This is a genomic window from Streptomyces sp. NBC_01244, assembly GCF_035987325.1.
Classification (GTDB): domain Bacteria; phylum Actinomycetota; class Actinomycetes; order Streptomycetales; family Streptomycetaceae; genus Streptomyces.
In genome coordinates this window covers 756,886-771,986 of the sequence record NZ_CP108488.1, presented here as the reverse complement: position 1 = coordinate 771,986, position 15,101 = coordinate 756,886, and the positions used below count along the sequence as shown (strand labels likewise).

Below are 15,101 nucleotides of genomic sequence, written 5' to 3'. Positions count from 1 at the left end.
GAGTCCGCGTCTCGGGGAGCCGCGTCTGCGCACTCCGGGGTGGCCAACAGAGTGATCCCGGGCCGGTGCCGGGAGCATCGGAGGAATCCCTTGCTGCCCAACCCGCCTCGCCCCAACCCGCCTCGCCCCGGGCCGCGTTGTCTTCCCGCATCGACCGGCCGACGCCCGCGCGCGCGGTACGGGCGGTACGGGTGGTGCGGGCGGCGGCCCGCGCCGGCGCGCGTACGGCGTGCCGTGCCCGTCGCGCCAGGCCCGACACGCTGTACGGCGAGCCGCCCGGACCACGCCCCCGCTCCTCCCGTGGAGGGCAGTGGTGCTCCGGGTCTGCCACCCCGCACCCGGAGCGCGGACGGCCCGCCGTCGCACCACCATCGCCGGGCGCGGCACCCCTTGGCATCAGGGGAAACCCTTGATCCCCCGGCCCGGCGGAACCCGGCGTTGTCACGGGAACCGGCGCCGCCTACGGTGCCTCCTCGTGACGGCAGACAGCTCCTCCGGCAACCGCCCCAACTCCTCCAACCCCGCCCACCCCGACTCCGCGCCGCCCGCAGGGGCCCGGCGCGCGGTCCCGGGCGCGGCGGCCCACGCGGCCGGAGTGCTGGAGCGCGACGGGCGGGTGGCGCTCGCCGGCCCCTGGGGCGCGGGCAAGACCACCGTCCTGGAGGACGTGCTGCGCACCCTGCCCTCCGGCTCCGGCTCCGGCTCCGGCTCCGGCTCCGGGCGGACGGTGCTGCGCGTCACGACGGTCGAAGAGGACCGGGAGCACGTCTTCGGCGCGCTCGCCCAGATGCTGTCCCGCTGCGGCGCGGACCAGCTCGCGGTGCTCTCCGGCAGGCAGAACGAGGTGATCGACCGGATCCTGCACCGGGGCGCCGACGAACCGCTCGCCGCCTCCGAGCAGTTGCCCGCCCGCCTCGCGGTGACGGCGCTGCTCGCGCCGGGGCGCTGGATCCTGGCCGTGGACGGGGCCCAATGGCTCGACCCGGCCAGCGCCGACGTCCTCGGCTACGCCCTGCGTACCCTTGCCGCGCCCGGGCTGACCGCGATCGTCACGGAACGCGTCCACGGCCGGGCGCAGTGCGCCGCCCGGCTGCTCGGCGGCCACCCCGCCCAGGTCGACGTGGACCCGCTCGACGCCGAGGAGACGGCCACCCTGCTCGACGCGCACGGCCTGCCCACCCGCTGGGCGGGCCCGCTGCAGAGCCACTGCGGCGGCCACCCCCTGCTGACCTCCGTGTCCTGTACGGCACTTGCGCGGCTGCCCGCGTCGCAGCGGTACCGGCCCGCCATGGCCGAGCAGACGGTCGACGCGGCCGGTGCCTGGCTGCACGCCACGCTGGGGGAACCCGCCCGGCACACCCTGATGCTCGCCGCCCTGACGAGCCGGCCCTCGCTGCCGCTGCTCCTGAGGGCGGGCCGCTCCGACGCCGAGGAACATCTGGCCCAGGCCCAAGCCGCCGGGGTACTGAGCGTGGACGCGGCGAGCGCCGTCCACTTCGCGGCGGCGGCCCTGGCCCGGGCCGCCGCCCGCTCCGGGGCCAGGCCCCTGCGGGCGGCGGCCCACCTGACGCTCGCGCGGGCCGTCGGAGACCCCGTGCACGAGGTGCGCCACCGGGCCCTGGCCGCGGACCTGCCCGACCAGGGGCTGGCCGAGGACACCGAGACCGCGGCGGCCACCGCCCGCGAGGCCGGCGAACGGGCCCTGGCCGCCGACCTGTTCCTCCTGGCCGCCGAGATCACCCCGCCGGCCCGGTCCGCCGTACGCATCCGCAGGCTCTCGTACGCCGCCCAGGAGGCGGCCTGCGCCGGCTCCGTCGACATCGCCCGGCAGGCGGCCGACGCCCTGACCGCGAGCAGGGCCGAACCCACCGACCAGGTCACCGCCCTGCTGGCCGTCGTCGACGCCCACGGCCAGGCCATCTCCGACCTCGAGCCGCTGCTCGCCCGCTGCCGGGAACTGGCGGCCGGCCACCCCGACCTCCTCGCCGCCGTGGAGCTCCGGGCGGCCATCGCCGCCAACGTCGCGCACTCGGCCCCCGAGCGGGCCCTGCGTGCGGCCGGCCGGGCCGCCGAACTCGCCGCCGCCGGCGGCCACCGCCCCCTGCAGGCGGCCGCCCTGACCATGCGCGCCCGGATGGAACGCGTCCTCGGCACCGCCGACGCGCCGGGCACCCTCGCCGAGGCGCTCGCCCTGGGGATCCCGGCCCAGCACTCCGGCATCCGCAACAGCGCCCAGTACCTCGCCGCTCGGCACGCCGTCTTCGACGACCGGCTGGCCGAAGCGCGCGAGCGACTCGTGGAACTGCTCGGGCTCGCCGAGCACGAGGGCGACGCCGAGGACCTGGTCGACATCTGGCGCAGCCTCGCCGAGGTCGACACCCGCCTCGGCGCGTGCGCCCCCGCGCTCGCGTGGGCCGATCAGGCCGTACGGCTGTCCACCGGGGCGGGACTGTCCATGGGCCCCGCCTGGTACACCGCGGCGCTGACGCAGAGCGCCGCCGGATCCTTCGCGGCCGCCCTGCGCACCGCGTCCTGCGGGGCCCGCGCCTCGCAGGAGGAGGGCGACGGGCTGTACGTGTCGCGCAACCTCTGGGTCATGGGCGCGGTCCAGCTGCACACCGGGGACGTGGCCGACGCCGTGGCTTCCCTCACGGCCGTCGCCGAGGCCGAGCGGCACGTCCCCTCGGCCGACCCCGGCATGTTCCGCTGGCAGCCGGACGCGGTGGAGGCCTTCACCTGCGCGGGCCGGCTCGACCGGGCCCGCGAGCTGCTGGAGCGGGCACGCCCGGTCGCGGGCCCGGCCGGAGCCGATTCGGGACCGGGGGCGGCGCTGGACCGCGCGCACGGGATCCTGCTGGCCCGCGGCGGCGCCGTGGAGGAGGCGAGCGGCCTGCTCCACCGCACGGCGGCCGCCTTCGAACGGCTGGGGCTGCCCCTGGAGCAGGCCCGTACGCTCCTCGCCCTGGGCCGGGTCGAACGGGCCCGCAGACGCCAGGCGGCCGCCCGCGTGGCCTGGGAGGCGGCCCGGGCCGTCTTCGACGACACCGGCGCCCGCCCCTGGCAGGAACTCACCCGGGAGCTGCTCGACCGGGCGGGCGGATCGGGTCCGGCCCCGGGTCCGGCCCCGGGCGCGGGCAGGCTGACCGAGTCCGAGTCGCGCCTGGCGGACCTCATCTGCCAGGGAGCCACCAACCAGCAGGCTGCCCAGCACATGTTCATCTCGGTCAAGACCGTCGAGGGCATGCTGAGCCGCGTCTACCGCAAGCTCGGCGTCCGCTCGCGCACCCAGCTCGCGGCGGCCCGCGCCGCCGCGGCCCCGGGCCAGGACGCACGGACGCCCCCCGAGTGACCTGGGGTCACTCGGGGGGCGTGCGGTGCATCCGGTCCTACGGGGCCTGGGGGATCAGACCGCCGGCGCCGGGTAGGTCGGGTACTCGACCCCGGAGACGTACTGGACGACCCGGACGACCTGGCAGGAGTAGCCGAACTCGTTGTCGTACCAGAGGTAGAGGATCGCGTTGTCCCCGTCGACCTTCGTGGCGCCCGCGTCGACGATCGAGGCGTGACGCGAGCCGATGAAGTCGCTGGAGACCGCGTCGGGCGCCGTGGTGAAGTCGATCTGGCGCTTCAGCGGAGAGGTCAGCGACACCTCGCGGAGGTAGTCGAGCACCTCTTCGCGGGTGGTCTCGCGGCCGAGGCGCAGGCTGAGGATCGCGATCGAGACGTCCGGGACGGGGACGCGGATCGAGCTGCCGCTGATCGGGGCCTTGAGGTCGGGCAGCGCCTTGGCGACGGCCGAGGCGGCGCCGGTCTCCGTCATGACCATGTTGAGCGGCGCGGAGCGGCCGCGGCGGTCGGCGCTGTGGTAGTTGTCCAGCAGGTTCTGGTCGTTGGTGAACGAGTGGACGGTCTCCACGTGGCCGCGCAGAACGCCGTACTCGTCCGCCATCGCCTTCAGCGGCGGGACGATCGCGTTGGTGGTGCAGGAGGCGCAGGACAGGATCTGCTCGTCCGGCTTGATCGTGTCGTGGTTGACCCCGTGCACGATGTTCGGGACGTCGCCCTTGCCCGGAGCCGTCAGGACGACCTTGTCGATACCGGGGCGCAGGTGCTTGGAGAGCCCCTCGCGGTCGCGCCACTTTCCGGTGTTGTCGATGAGGATGGCGTCCTTGATGCCGTACGCCGTGTAGTCGACCTCGGACGGGTCGTTGGCGTAGATCACCTTGATCTCGTTGCCGTTGGCGATGATCGTGCTGGTCGCCTCGTCCACGGTGATCGTGCCCTGGAACTGGCCGTGGATCGAGTCGCGGCGCAGCAGCGAGGCGCGCTTGACGAGGTCCGCCTCACCGCCGCCGCGGACGACGATGGCACGCAGGCGCAGGCCGTTGCCGGAACCGGTCTTCTCGATGAGCAGGCGGGCGACGAGGCGGCCGATGCGGCCGAAACCGTAGAGGACCACGTCGCGGCCCTCCCCGCGCTCGATCTTGTTGGCACCCGTGGCGCCGGAGACGGCGCCGGCGGTGAACTCCTCCACCGACAGACCGCGGTCGTCCGTCGCGTACGCCGCGGCGAGCATGCCGAGGTCGATCTGCGAGGGACCCAGGTCGAGGGTGGTGAGCGCCTGGAGGAACGGCAGGGTCTCGGTGACCGAGAGCTCCTCGCCGTCGATCTGGCGCGCGAAACGGTGGGTCTTGAGAATGCTCACCACGGACTTGTTCACCAAGGAGCGGCTGTGCAGCAGGATCGTGACGTCCCGCTCCCGGTGCAGCTTGCCGATGATCGGGATCATCGACTCCGCGATCTTCTCGCGGTTCTTCCAGTTGGTGAACGAGTCGTCATTGACAGTCACAGAATTATCTTTCGAGCTAGGCGGCGCTCATATGCTAACCCGCGCGCGGATCGCTCCTTCAGGCACCCCCTGAGCAGGAGGTCAGCCCTCCGCGCGCTGGGTCACGGGAGCGTTGCTCTCGTCGCCCAGGAACTCGTACCAGCGGCGCTGCAGGCACAGGTAGCGGGTGTCCGCCTCGGCGAGCGCGAGGAAGGAATCGACCGTGTCGGCCAGCCGCTCGCGCAGGCCCGGATCGGTCAGCTCGCCGTCCTCGCCGAAGGCCGAGTGCGCCATGGCGAGGCTGAACATGTCGGGGTAGACACGGGCCCCCAGGTGTTCGAGCGGAACCCGCAGCGCCCAGAGTCCGCGGTTCCCGCCGACCATCGACGGAGAGGCGGACACCAGCAGGGTCTGCTTGTCCTTGAAGGGCTGAGGCCGGAACCGGGACACCCAGTCGACGGCGTTCTTCACGACGCCGGGCACCGAGGCGTTGTACTCGGGCGAGGCGATCACCAGGGCCTGGGCCGCGAGCAGCCGCTCGCGCAGGGCGGCCGACCCGGAGGGCTGGCCGTCGGCCTGCTCGGCGTCGCCGTCGTAGGTGGGCATCACGAAGTCCCCGATCCGGGCGAGGTCCGCGACGGCGCCCGACCGCTCGACCTGACCGGCGACGAGCGCGGCCAGCCGGGCGTTCACGGAGCCCTCGCGGGAGGACCCGGCGAGGACGAGGACCCGTAGCGGGTCGGGTCCGGTGGTGACGTTCAGGGAATCCGGGGCGGCCGGGTCCGTCGGGAACTTCGGGCTCTGGGGCTGGTTCGCATCGGTCACGTGCGGGACCGTACGGGACCCGCCGGCACTCCCCGCGGCGCGGCGCACGGGCTGTCACCCGGACGGGGTCAGCCGGCGCCCCAGCCGCCGTCCAGGGGGAGCGAGGAGCCCGTCACGTATCCGGTGTGCGGGCCGCACAGCCACAGGGCGGCCGCCGCCACCTCCTCGGGCTCGATGAGCCGCTTGATCGGCGACCGGGTCAGCAGCACCTCGCGGAGCACGTCCCCGGCGTCGATGCCGTGGGCGGCGGCCTGGTCCAGGATCTGCCCCTCGACCAGGGGGGTGCGGACGTAGCCGGGGCTGATGCAGTTGCTGGTCACCCCGTACGGGGCCCCCTCGAGCGCGGTGACCTTGCTCAGCCCCTCCAGAGCGTGCTTGGCCGCCACGTAGGCCGATTTGTACGCGCTGGCGCGCAGCCCGTGCACGCTGGAGATGTTGACCACCCGGCCCCAGCCGGCGGCGTACATGTGCGGCAGCACGTGACGCAGCAGGAGGAAGGGCGCGGTGACCATCACCTGCTGGATCAGGGCGAAGCGCTCGGGCGGGAACTCGGTGATCGGGGCGACGTGCTGCAGCCCGGCGCTGTTGACCAGGATGTCGACGGCGGCGGGCAGTTCCCCGATGGCGGCCGGATCGGCCAGGTCGACGACGTGGGCGTGCCCGCCGACCAGGCCGGCGACGGCCTCGGCCGCCGCCGCGTCGACGTCGGCCACGTGCACCACGGCCCCGGCCTCGGCCAGGGCCACCGCGCACGCCCGGCCGATGCCGCTGCCGCCGCCCGTCACCAGGGCGACGCGCCCCGGGAGGCCGGTGTGGGAAGGAGGTTCGCTCGTCATGGCCCGAAGCGTAGGGAGGGCCGGCTGTGGCGCCCACGGCGCCGCCCCCCATACTCTGAGCCGCCCGTATGGAGGCGATCACCATGGGGACGGACGCGGAACCGGCGGAGCCGGGCATGCGTCAGAGCCGTGCCGATCCGGCACCGGAGAACGAGGGGGACCGACGATGCGTCGAGCCAGCGAAAGATACCTGCGGGTGATGAAGACGAAGGCGGCCGTCACCGCGGCCGTGTGCGTGGGCGCCGCCGCCGTGCTGCTCACCGGCTGCGGGAAGTCCGGCGTGGCCGACAAGGCCGATCCCGTGGCGGCGCCCGCCCCGCCCGCGGCTGCCGCACCGTGCCCGGTGATCGACCCCACCGCGTCACAGTCGCCGCCGATGCTGATCGACGGCACCCCGGTCAACACCCCCGAGGGCGAGCGGCTCTCGCAGGCCATCGGAGAGCAGGGTTACGGCGACTTCGCCGACGTCTACTCCACCCAGATCGTGGACCACCCGTCGGGCCGGGTGGCCCTCTGCGTCACCGACCTCGCCCGCGGCCGGCTCCTCGTGGCGGCGGCGCACGCGGCCGATCCGGAAGCGGACCCGGCCCTGGCCGACCTGTACCTGAGCAAGTACCCGCACCGGACCCTCCAGGCCGCCGGGGACAAGCTGATCGATCTGGAGATGGGCTTCCCGATCTACAGCGTCTCCGGAAGCAACGGCGCGGCGGTCGAGGTCACCTCCACGAAGGAGGGCGCCGCGTCGGCGGAGTTCAAGGCGAAGCTGGAGAAGGCCACCGGGGGCATTCCCGTCACCGTCACGAAGGGCGAGCAGCCCACCACCTTGGAGGGCCAGATGACCGCCGCTCCCTGACCGGTCGCCGGCCTGACCGGCAAGACGCCCCCCCTGGGCCGGTCGGCTCAGCCGCGCACCATCCCGGTCAGGGCCTCGGACAGGGCCGCCGCGTAGGGATGGGGACGGCGGCGGCGCGCGGACAGCACCCCGATGTGCCGTGCGGGGGACGGGGGTTCGACCGGTACGACGGTCACGCGGGCGGTGTCCGGGTCGCGATCCCCGCCCCGGTCTCCGTCCCTGCCCCCGTCTCCGTCCCCGCCCCGGCCTCCGTCCCCGGCCGCAGCCCCGTCCCCCGGCGGCAGCGCGACCCGGGGGATCAGCGCGACGCCGACCCCCGCCGCTACGAGGGAGCGCGCGAAGAAGTAGTCCGTGGTGGAAGCCGCCACCCGGAGCTCGAAACCGGCCCGCTCCGCGTACCGGCGCAGGTACGCCCCGGTCTTGAGGCAGCCCAGCACCCAGCGGTCGGAGGCGAGCTCGGCCGGTGCGATGGACGCGCGCCCGGCGAACCGGTGCCCCGGGGGCAGGACCAGCGCCAGCGGGTCCTCCGTCAGCGGCAGCCAGTCGAGCGCCGCCCCGGGACGCAGCGGAAGCGGCCCGTCGAAGTGGTAGGTCAGCGCCAGATCGGCGGCGCCCGAGCGGACCATGGGCACCGCCTCCTCCGGCTCGGCCTCCAGGACCGTCAGCTCCACCTCCGGATGCGCGGCGACGAACCAGGCGAGCGCGCCCGGCAGCAGCCTCCGGCCCCCGCTCACGAAGGTGGCGACCGTCAGCCGGGGCCGCTCGGCGGTGACCCGGTCGATCTCGTGGCGCACCCGGTCGAGCTCGGCCGACACCGCCTCCGCCGCCTCCACCAGCAGCCGGCCCGGCTCCGTGAGGGTGATCCCGCGGGTGCTGCGCACGGCGACGGGGTGACCGAGGCCGCGCTCCAGCGCCGCGATGTGCTGGGAGACGGCCGAGGGCGTCAGGAGCAGCGCCCCGGCGGCCTTGTTGAAGCTGCCGTGCTCGGCCACGGCGCGCAGGATGCGCAGCCGCTGCACATCGATCATCAGTTTTCCTTACGACGAGAACAGCATTCCGGTAGTTCCGCTGGGGACGGTACAGCGGCAGAGTCCCGGACATGAAGAAGATCCTGGTCATCGGCGGAAGCCGCTATTTCGGAAAGCACCTGGTCACCCTGGAGCGGGACGCCGGGAACGAGGTGACCGTCCTCAACCGGGGCTCCACCGCCCCGCCCCGGGGCGTCGGCCACCTGGTCGCCGACCGGGAGGACGAAGCGGGGCTCCGCGCGGCGCTGGGGGAGCGCACCTTCGACGTGGTCTTCGACCAGGTCTGCTACACGCCCGGGCAGGCGGAGACCGCCCGCCGCGTCTTCGCCGGCCGCACCGGGCGGTACGTGATGACCTCGACGATGGAGGTCCACGACCCCGCGCCGCCCACCCCCGAGGCGCGGGCCTACGCCGAGGGCAAGCGGCGGGCCGAGGACGTGCTGGGGGCGGAGCCCGCCTTCGGCCTCGTGGCGGTGCGCGCCGCGCACGTACTCGGCGGCGGCCGGGCGGAGTTCACCGGCCGCCTCGCGCACTACGTGGAGCGGATCGGCGCCGGGATCCCGGTGGCCGTGCACAAAGCCCCGTACCCCACCTCCTTCATCCACCACCACGAGATCGCCCGTTTCCTCCGCTGGGCGGGGGAGCGGGACTTCACCGGGCCGGTGAACGCCGCCTCGCACGGGGAGCTCGACGTGCTCGGACTGTCCGGGGCCGTGGCCGAGCGGGTCGGGCGGGCACCGCGCCTGCGGACCGTCGCGGCCGGGACCGAGGCCTCGCCGTTCTCCTTCGACCGGGCCTACGCGATGGACAACGGCCGGGCCGCCGCCCTCGGCTTCCGCTTCGGGCGGCTCGAGGACTGGCTCCCGGAGGCCATCGGTGAGACGGCCGCGGGGATCGAGCGATGATCACCGGAGGGGACCGGCTCCGGCAGGGACCGGCTCCGGCACGGACCGGCTCCGGGTGGGACCGCCGAACCGCGATGGCGCGCGATCCCGTACAACCGTCCTGGCGCGGCAGGGGTCTTAGGAGTGAATGGTCGATCGAATCTCCAGGGGGAAACGGACGTGCGACACCACACCCGTCACGCCATCGCGCTCGCCGCGACGGTCACCACACTTGCCGGAGGCCTGCTGGTCTCCACCGGCGCGCAGGCGGAGGCGGCCGTCGCCGCCGGGCCCGCGGCCACCCGGTACGCCGACGACTTCAACGGCGACGGCTACCACGACCTGGCGATCGGCGCCCCGGACGCCGTCGTGAACGTCAAGGGCGTGGACGGGACCACCACCGCGGTGGGCAACGCGGGCTACGTGACCGTCTCCTACGGCGGCAAGTACGGGGCCCAGAAGACCGGCCTGAAGGTCATCACCCAGAACAGCCCCGGAATGCCGGGCGACCCGAAGGAGGGCCAGCGCTTCGGTGAGGTCCTCACCACCGGCGACTTCAACGCCGACGGTTACGCGGACCTTGTCGTGGGCACCCGGGACAACTACGACCGGGGCACGCGGCCCGGCCACGTCACCCTGATCTGGGGCAGTCCCACGGGGCTGAAGGACGCCATCTCACTGGCCGACCCGCTGAAGAGGGTCGGCTTCGGCGTCGTCCTGAAGGCCGGTGACTTCACCGGCGACGGGAAGACCGACCTCCTCGTCGGCTACTCCACCACGCTCGAACTGTTCCGGGGCCCCTTCACGGCGGACGGGTCGCCCGTCTCGACCCACCGGCTGGACCTCGGCCGCCAGTACCCCGTCTTCCTGCCGGGAGAGGCGCAGAACCGGATCGCGGTGGGCCGGATCAACAAGGGCGCCATCGACGACCTCGTCGTCCTCGGCGAGAGGCAGGACCCGAGCGCACCGATCCGGGGCCGCGTGCTCTTCGGCGGGACGTCCGGACTGCGCCTCACCCCGGTCACCATGCGCGGCGGAGGCAGCGTCGCCATCGGTGACTTCGACAAGGACGGCTACGGCGACATCGCCGTGGGCGACTCGGAGACCCAGATCGATACCATCCGCGCGGCGGGTCTGGTCCGGGTCAGCTTCGGTTCCGCCACGGGTGTGAACGAATCCCGCGGCTACCAGACGTTCACCGAGGACACCCTCGGAATCCCGGGCGGCGTGGGCACGGGCGACCGCTTCGGCCAGTCCGTCGCCGCGGCCGACCTCAACCTGGACGGATATGCCGAGTTGATCGTCGGTGCCCCGGGCGAACGGAAGGGCGAGGTCACCGGCGGCGGCCTCTACGTGCTGAAGGGCACGGCCAAGGGCGTCACCGGCACCGGGGCCTCCTGGTACGCCCACAACGCGCCGGGCCTGCCCATCCCCGCGGGCACGTACCGCATCCCCACGCTGCTCAAGGTCACCGACCTGAACAACGACAAGCAGCCCGAGATCACCTTCGCGGTCGCGGCGACCGTCCCGCAGGTCTGGTCCGTCGGCACGAAGGACGGCAAGGTCGCCGGCACCTCGCCCACCCGCGTCGTCAACCCGCCGACCGACGCGCAGATCGGCACCGGCCCCCAGTTCGGCGTACTCGCCCGCTGACGAGCCGCCGCGCCGCCGGCCCGGGAGCCCAGGGGGGCAGGGGCCGGCGGCGCGACGCGGGCCTAGCGGTCCCCGGCCCGGCGCTCCAACGGAGTTGCTACTGCCGAGTTGTTCACACTGAAGGTGACGCTTCCCGCCCGGTAGCGGTCGTCGGACCACTCGATGGGGCGGCCCGTGCGGGTCGCGGAGACGTGCCGCTGGCGCAAAAGCGGGCTGCCGCGGCGGATTTCCAGCAGCCTGGCGTCCTCGCTGCCGGCCGGAAGCGCGTCGATGAGGTGCTCGCCGTAGTGGGCGACGATGCCGGAGTCGTTCGCCAGCCCGTCCATGACGGAGCGGCAGTCCTCGGGCATCGCCTCGACCGCCGCCGCGACCCAGTCGGCGTACGCGGTCCGTTCGATCATCGTCGGCTCCCCGTCGAGCAACCGGAGCCGCAGTACGGCGAGGACCTCCGTGCCGGCCGGCAGGGCCAGCCGGTCCGCCTCCTCGGCGGTGGCCGGACGGCGGGTGCGCGACAGGAAGCGGCTCGCGGCCTGGTGGCCGACCCCTTCGGCCCACTGGGCGAAGCTGTTGAGCTCACCGAAGCTGTGCTTGCGCTCGTGGCGCAGGACGATCCTGCGGGCCCCCTGCCGGGAACCGATCAGCCCCTCGGCGGCAAGCGTCGCCACGGCCTGGCGGACGGTCCCGCGGGACGCCGACCAGAGCGCCGCCAGATCGCTCTCCGAGGGCAGTTGGGCACCCACCGGGTACTGGCCGGAGAGGATCGACCGGCGCAGCGCCTCGGCGATCTCCAGATACCGCACCGTAGCCATGCTGTCCTGTTCCCCCTTGCGTGGATGTGTGTGCAGGCCCTGCCGCCCGGAGTACGTCGCCCGCCCGCAAGCCTAGGCCGTGCCGACCCTGAAGATCATCTTGAGGTCTGTCCGTCACGGTTGTATCCGGCCGTTCTCCGGTCTTCGTCGAGACGTGCTCCGGGGGACAGCCGCCGTTCACCGTCCGTACAGCGACCCAGGGCGAACTGGAGCCAACTTGTTCAGACAAGTGAATCCCCCTCCACGCGTTCTTCATGCGTTTTCGTCTCCGGGAGAGACCGTGCTCAGTTCCTCCGCCCGTCGCGGTGCGGCCGTTCTGCTCAGTGCCGCCGTGCTCACCACGCTCAGCGCGTGCGGCGCCGCACCCGACAAGGCCGCCGGCTCCGCCGGTGGCGACGGCAAGAACAAGACCCAGCCCGCCGCCGCCACCTCGGTCGCCGACTTCGGCGGCCTGGAGGGCCTCGTCGCGGCCGCCGAGAAGGAGGGCGAGCTCAACGTCATCGCGCTGCCCGCCGACTGGGCGAACTACGGCGAGATCCAGAAGGCGTTCGCGGCCAAGTACCCCAAGGTCAAGATCAACGCCGAGAACCCGGACGCCTCCAGCGCCGACGAGATCGCCGCCGTCAAGTCCCGCAAGGGCCAGACCCGCGCCCCCGACGTCCTGGACCTCGGCATCGCCTTCGCCCGCAGCGGCGCCGCCGAGAACCTCTTCGCCCCGTACAAGGTCACCGCCTGGGACCAGATCCCCGCCGCCCAGAAGGACGCGGACGCCCGCTGGTACAACGACTACGGCGGCTACGTCTCCATCGGCTGCGACGCCGCCCGCATCCCGAACTGCCCGCAGTCCTTCGCGGACCTGGCCAAGCCCGAGTACAAGGGCAAGGTCGCCCTCAACGGCAACCCGACCAAGTCCGGCTCCGCCTTCGGCGGCGTCTACGCGGCGGCCCTCGCCAACAAGGGTTCCTTCGCCGACATCCAGCCCGGCATCGACTTCTTCGGTCGGCTGAAGAAGAGCGGGAACTTCATCCCCGTCGAGTCCACCCCGGCCACCGTCGAGAAGGGCGAGACCCCCATCTCGATCGACTGGGACTACCTGAACGCCGGCTACGCCGAGCAGTTCAAGGGCAAGGGCGTCGACTGGAAGGTGGCCATCCCCACCGACGGCGTCTACGCCCAGTACTACTCGCAGGCCATCAACAAGGACGCCCCCCACCCGGCGGCCTCCCGCCTGTGGATGGAGTTCCTCTACAGCACCGAGGGCCAGAACCTGTGGCTGAAGGGCTTCGCCCGCCCCGTGCTGCTGCCCGCAATGACCCAGGCCGGCACCGTCGACAAGGAAGCCGTCACCAAGCTCCCGCAGGTCCAGGGCACCCCCGCCTTCCCGGCCTCCACCGAGCTGGACAAGGCCAAGGCCACCCTCGCCGAGAAGTGGGACAAGGCCCTCAGCTGATGTCCGCCTCCACCACCCTCCCCCACTCGACGGGGACCGCCGGCGGCAGCACCACCCGCCGCCGGCGGCGCGGCCCGCGTACCTGGCTCGCCGCCCTCCCGCTCCTCGCCTTCACCGCCCTGTGCTTCGGTGTCCCGCTGGGCGCCATCGCCTTCGGCGCGGTCACCCGTACGGACCCGGTGAGCGGCGCCACCGAAGCGACCGGCGAGCACCTGGCCCGTTCCCTCCAGGGGCCCTACCTCGGCTCGCTCATCGGCAGCGTCCAGCTCTCCGCCCTCACCGCACTCGTGGCCGGCGTGCTCGGCGTCCTCATCGCGCAGGCCGTCGTCACCTCCCCCTCCCGCGCCCTGCGCGGGGCGACGCTGACCGCCTCCGGCGTCCTCGCCAACTTCGGCGGGGTCCCGCTCGCCTTCGCGTTCATCGCCACCGTCGGGATCTCCGGGGTCGTCACCCAGCTCGCCGACCTGACCGGCCTCGGCTGGAACCTCTACTCCTTCACCGGCCTCACCGTGGTCTACCTCTACTTCCTGACTCCGCTCATGGTGCTGGTGACCGTCCCCGCGCTGGACGGACTGCGCCCGCAGTGGCGCGAGGCCGCCCAGAACAACGGGGCGACCGGATGGCAGTTCTGGCGCCACGTCGGCCTGCCCGTCCTCGCGCCCTCCCTGCTCGGCGGGTTCGTGCTGCTCTTCGGCACGGCCTTCGCCGCGCACGCCACGGCCGCCGCCCTCGTCGGCGGCTCCGTCCCGCTGGTGACGCTCAAGATCGCGGACGCCCTGTCCGGGAACGTGCTGACCGGCCAGGAGAACGTGGCCCTGGCCCTCGGCCTCGACATGATCGTGATCGCCGGCCTGGTCATGGCGGTCTACCTGCCCCTCCAGCGACGGAGCGCCCGATGGCTGCGATGACCCCGACGCCCGCCCCGAACGACGGGGCCGCCCCGGCGGCCACGGCCGTCGCGCACACCACGGCCGCCCCGGCCGCCGGTCCGGCCGTCGCCGCCCGGGACGGGGAGCGGGACCGGCAGGAGCCCCCGGCCCGTGCGCCGCGCCGGCCGCGCCCCCGCACCCGGCCCCGGGTGTGGCGCGGAGCGGTGCTCGCGCTCGCGGGCGCGTACTTCGTCCTCCCGCTCCTCGCCTCCTTCGTGTTCACCGTGCACGTCCCCGGCCAGGGCATCAGCTTCGAGGCGTACACCCAACTGCTCTCCGCCGAAGGGTTCACCGAGAGCCTGCTGCTCTCGCTGGGCCTCGCAGCCGCGACCATCGCGGCTTCGCTGCTCCTCGCCGTGCCCGCGCTGGTCGCCGTACGCATCGGCTCGCCGCGCCTGCGCCCGGTCGTCGAGGTGATGTGCATGATGCCGCTGGTGGTGCCGCCGATCGCGCTGGTCACCGGTATCACCACGGTGCTGCGCTGGGGTCCCGAACACCTCTCGACGACCCCGCTCTACCAGACCTTCCTCGCGGTCCAGAACCCGGATTTCCCCGTCGTCCTGGTCCTCGCGTACACCGTGCTCGCCCTGCCCTTCGTCTACCGCTCCCTCGACGCGGGCCTGCGCGCCGTCGACGTCCCGACCCTGGTCGAGGCCGCCCGCAGCTGTGGCGCGAGCTGGCCGTACGTGGTCCTGCGCGTGATCCTGCCGAACCTGCGGGCCGCCCTCGCCGGAGCCGGCTTCCTCACGCTGGCCCTGGTCCTCGGAGAGTTCACGATCGCCTCGCTGCTCGGCTTCCAGCCCTTCGCCGTGTGGATCGTGTCGATCTCCGGAGCGCACGCCCGCATGTCGGTGGCCGTCTCCGTCCTCAGCCTCCTCATCACCTGGCTGTTGCTGCTCCTCCTCTCCCGGGCCGGCACCGCCCCCGCTACCGTGTCCCCCGGGCCTTCGCGCAACTCCCGTACCTCCCGTACCTCCCGTACCTCCGGCAAGGAGTCCTGACCCGC

12 protein-coding genes are annotated in these 15,101 nt (G+C 73.4%); 7 read left to right on the top strand and 5 right to left on the bottom strand.

The annotated features are described in order from the left end of the window. The first annotated feature begins 475 nt into the window (after window positions 1-475). Window positions 476-3,349 carry a helix-turn-helix transcriptional regulator gene (locus OG247_RS03270; protein ID WP_327250740.1) on the top strand — a complete coding sequence of 958 codons (2,874 nt, stop codon included), beginning with the start codon at window positions 476-478 and terminating at the stop codon, window positions 3,347-3,349. 54 nt (window positions 3,350-3,403) lie between these two features. Here OG247_RS03270 and OG247_RS03265 read toward each other — a convergent pair whose 3' ends face one another. The 3 genes from OG247_RS03265 to OG247_RS03255 form a co-directional block, all read right to left on the bottom strand. Beyond that, the gene (locus tag OG247_RS03265; RefSeq protein ID WP_327250739.1) at window positions 3,404-4,849 is read right to left on the bottom strand and encodes a glyceraldehyde-3-phosphate dehydrogenase; all 1,446 of its coding nucleotides are present in this window, start codon (window positions 4,847-4,849) and stop codon (window positions 3,404-3,406) included. An 81-nt stretch (window positions 4,850-4,930) separates the two neighbouring features. Continuing rightward, complete coding sequence (locus OG247_RS03260; RefSeq protein ID WP_327257330.1) at window positions 4,931-5,590, bottom strand: NADPH-dependent FMN reductase; 660 nt, start codon at window positions 5,588-5,590, stop codon at window positions 4,931-4,933. A gap of 131 nt (window positions 5,591-5,721) precedes the next feature. Then, window positions 5,722-6,489 (bottom strand): 3-hydroxybutyrate dehydrogenase, encoded by a 768-nt coding sequence (locus OG247_RS03255; protein WP_327250738.1) that lies wholly within the window; start codon window positions 6,487-6,489, stop codon window positions 5,722-5,724. A gap of 199 nt (window positions 6,490-6,688) precedes the next feature. Between OG247_RS03255 and OG247_RS03250 the strand changes: the two genes are divergently transcribed. Beyond that, window positions 6,689-7,342, top strand: coding sequence for a hypothetical protein (locus OG247_RS03250; RefSeq protein WP_327250737.1), 654 nt, complete (start codon window positions 6,689-6,691; stop codon window positions 7,340-7,342). A gap of 47 nt (window positions 7,343-7,389) precedes the next feature. Here OG247_RS03250 and OG247_RS03245 read toward each other — a convergent pair whose 3' ends face one another. After that, complete coding sequence (locus OG247_RS03245) at window positions 7,390-8,370, bottom strand: LysR family transcriptional regulator (RefSeq protein WP_327250736.1); 981 nt, start codon at window positions 8,368-8,370, stop codon at window positions 7,390-7,392. A 71-nt stretch (window positions 8,371-8,441) separates the two neighbouring features. Between OG247_RS03245 and OG247_RS03240 the strand changes: the two genes are divergently transcribed. Then, window positions 8,442-9,275, top strand: coding sequence for a reductase (locus OG247_RS03240; RefSeq protein WP_327250735.1), 834 nt, complete (start codon window positions 8,442-8,444; stop codon window positions 9,273-9,275). Window positions 9,276-9,434: 159 nt separating this feature from the next. Next, window positions 9,435-10,907, top strand: coding sequence for an FG-GAP and VCBS repeat-containing protein (locus tag OG247_RS03235; protein ID WP_327250734.1), 1,473 nt, complete (start codon window positions 9,435-9,437; stop codon window positions 10,905-10,907). Window positions 10,908-10,969: 62 nt separating this feature from the next. Here OG247_RS03235 and OG247_RS03230 read toward each other — a convergent pair whose 3' ends face one another. After that, a complete protein-coding gene (locus OG247_RS03230; RefSeq protein ID WP_327250733.1) occupies window positions 10,970-11,716 on the bottom strand; it encodes a GntR family transcriptional regulator in 747 nt (248 codons plus the stop codon). 280 nt (window positions 11,717-11,996) lie between these two features. Between OG247_RS03230 and OG247_RS03225 the strand changes: the two genes are divergently transcribed. The 3 genes from OG247_RS03225 to OG247_RS03215 are packed head-to-tail and all read left to right on the top strand — an operon-like array spanning window position 11,997 to window position 15,096. Continuing rightward, window positions 11,997-13,166, top strand: coding sequence for an ABC transporter substrate-binding protein (locus OG247_RS03225; protein ID WP_442813212.1), 1,170 nt, complete (start codon window positions 11,997-11,999; stop codon window positions 13,164-13,166). Continuing rightward, window positions 13,166-14,074 carry an ABC transporter permease gene (locus OG247_RS03220; RefSeq protein ID WP_327250732.1) on the top strand — a complete coding sequence of 303 codons (909 nt, stop codon included), beginning with the start codon at window positions 13,166-13,168 and terminating at the stop codon, window positions 14,072-14,074. The genes OG247_RS03225 and OG247_RS03220 overlap by 1 nt, the downstream gene beginning before the upstream one ends. Further along, window positions 14,062-15,096 carry an ABC transporter permease gene (locus tag OG247_RS03215; protein ID WP_327250731.1) on the top strand — a complete coding sequence of 345 codons (1,035 nt, stop codon included), beginning with the start codon at window positions 14,062-14,064 and terminating at the stop codon, window positions 15,094-15,096. Before OG247_RS03220 ends, OG247_RS03215 begins: the two co-directional genes overlap by 13 nt. Window positions 15,097-15,101: the final 5 nt, after the last annotated feature.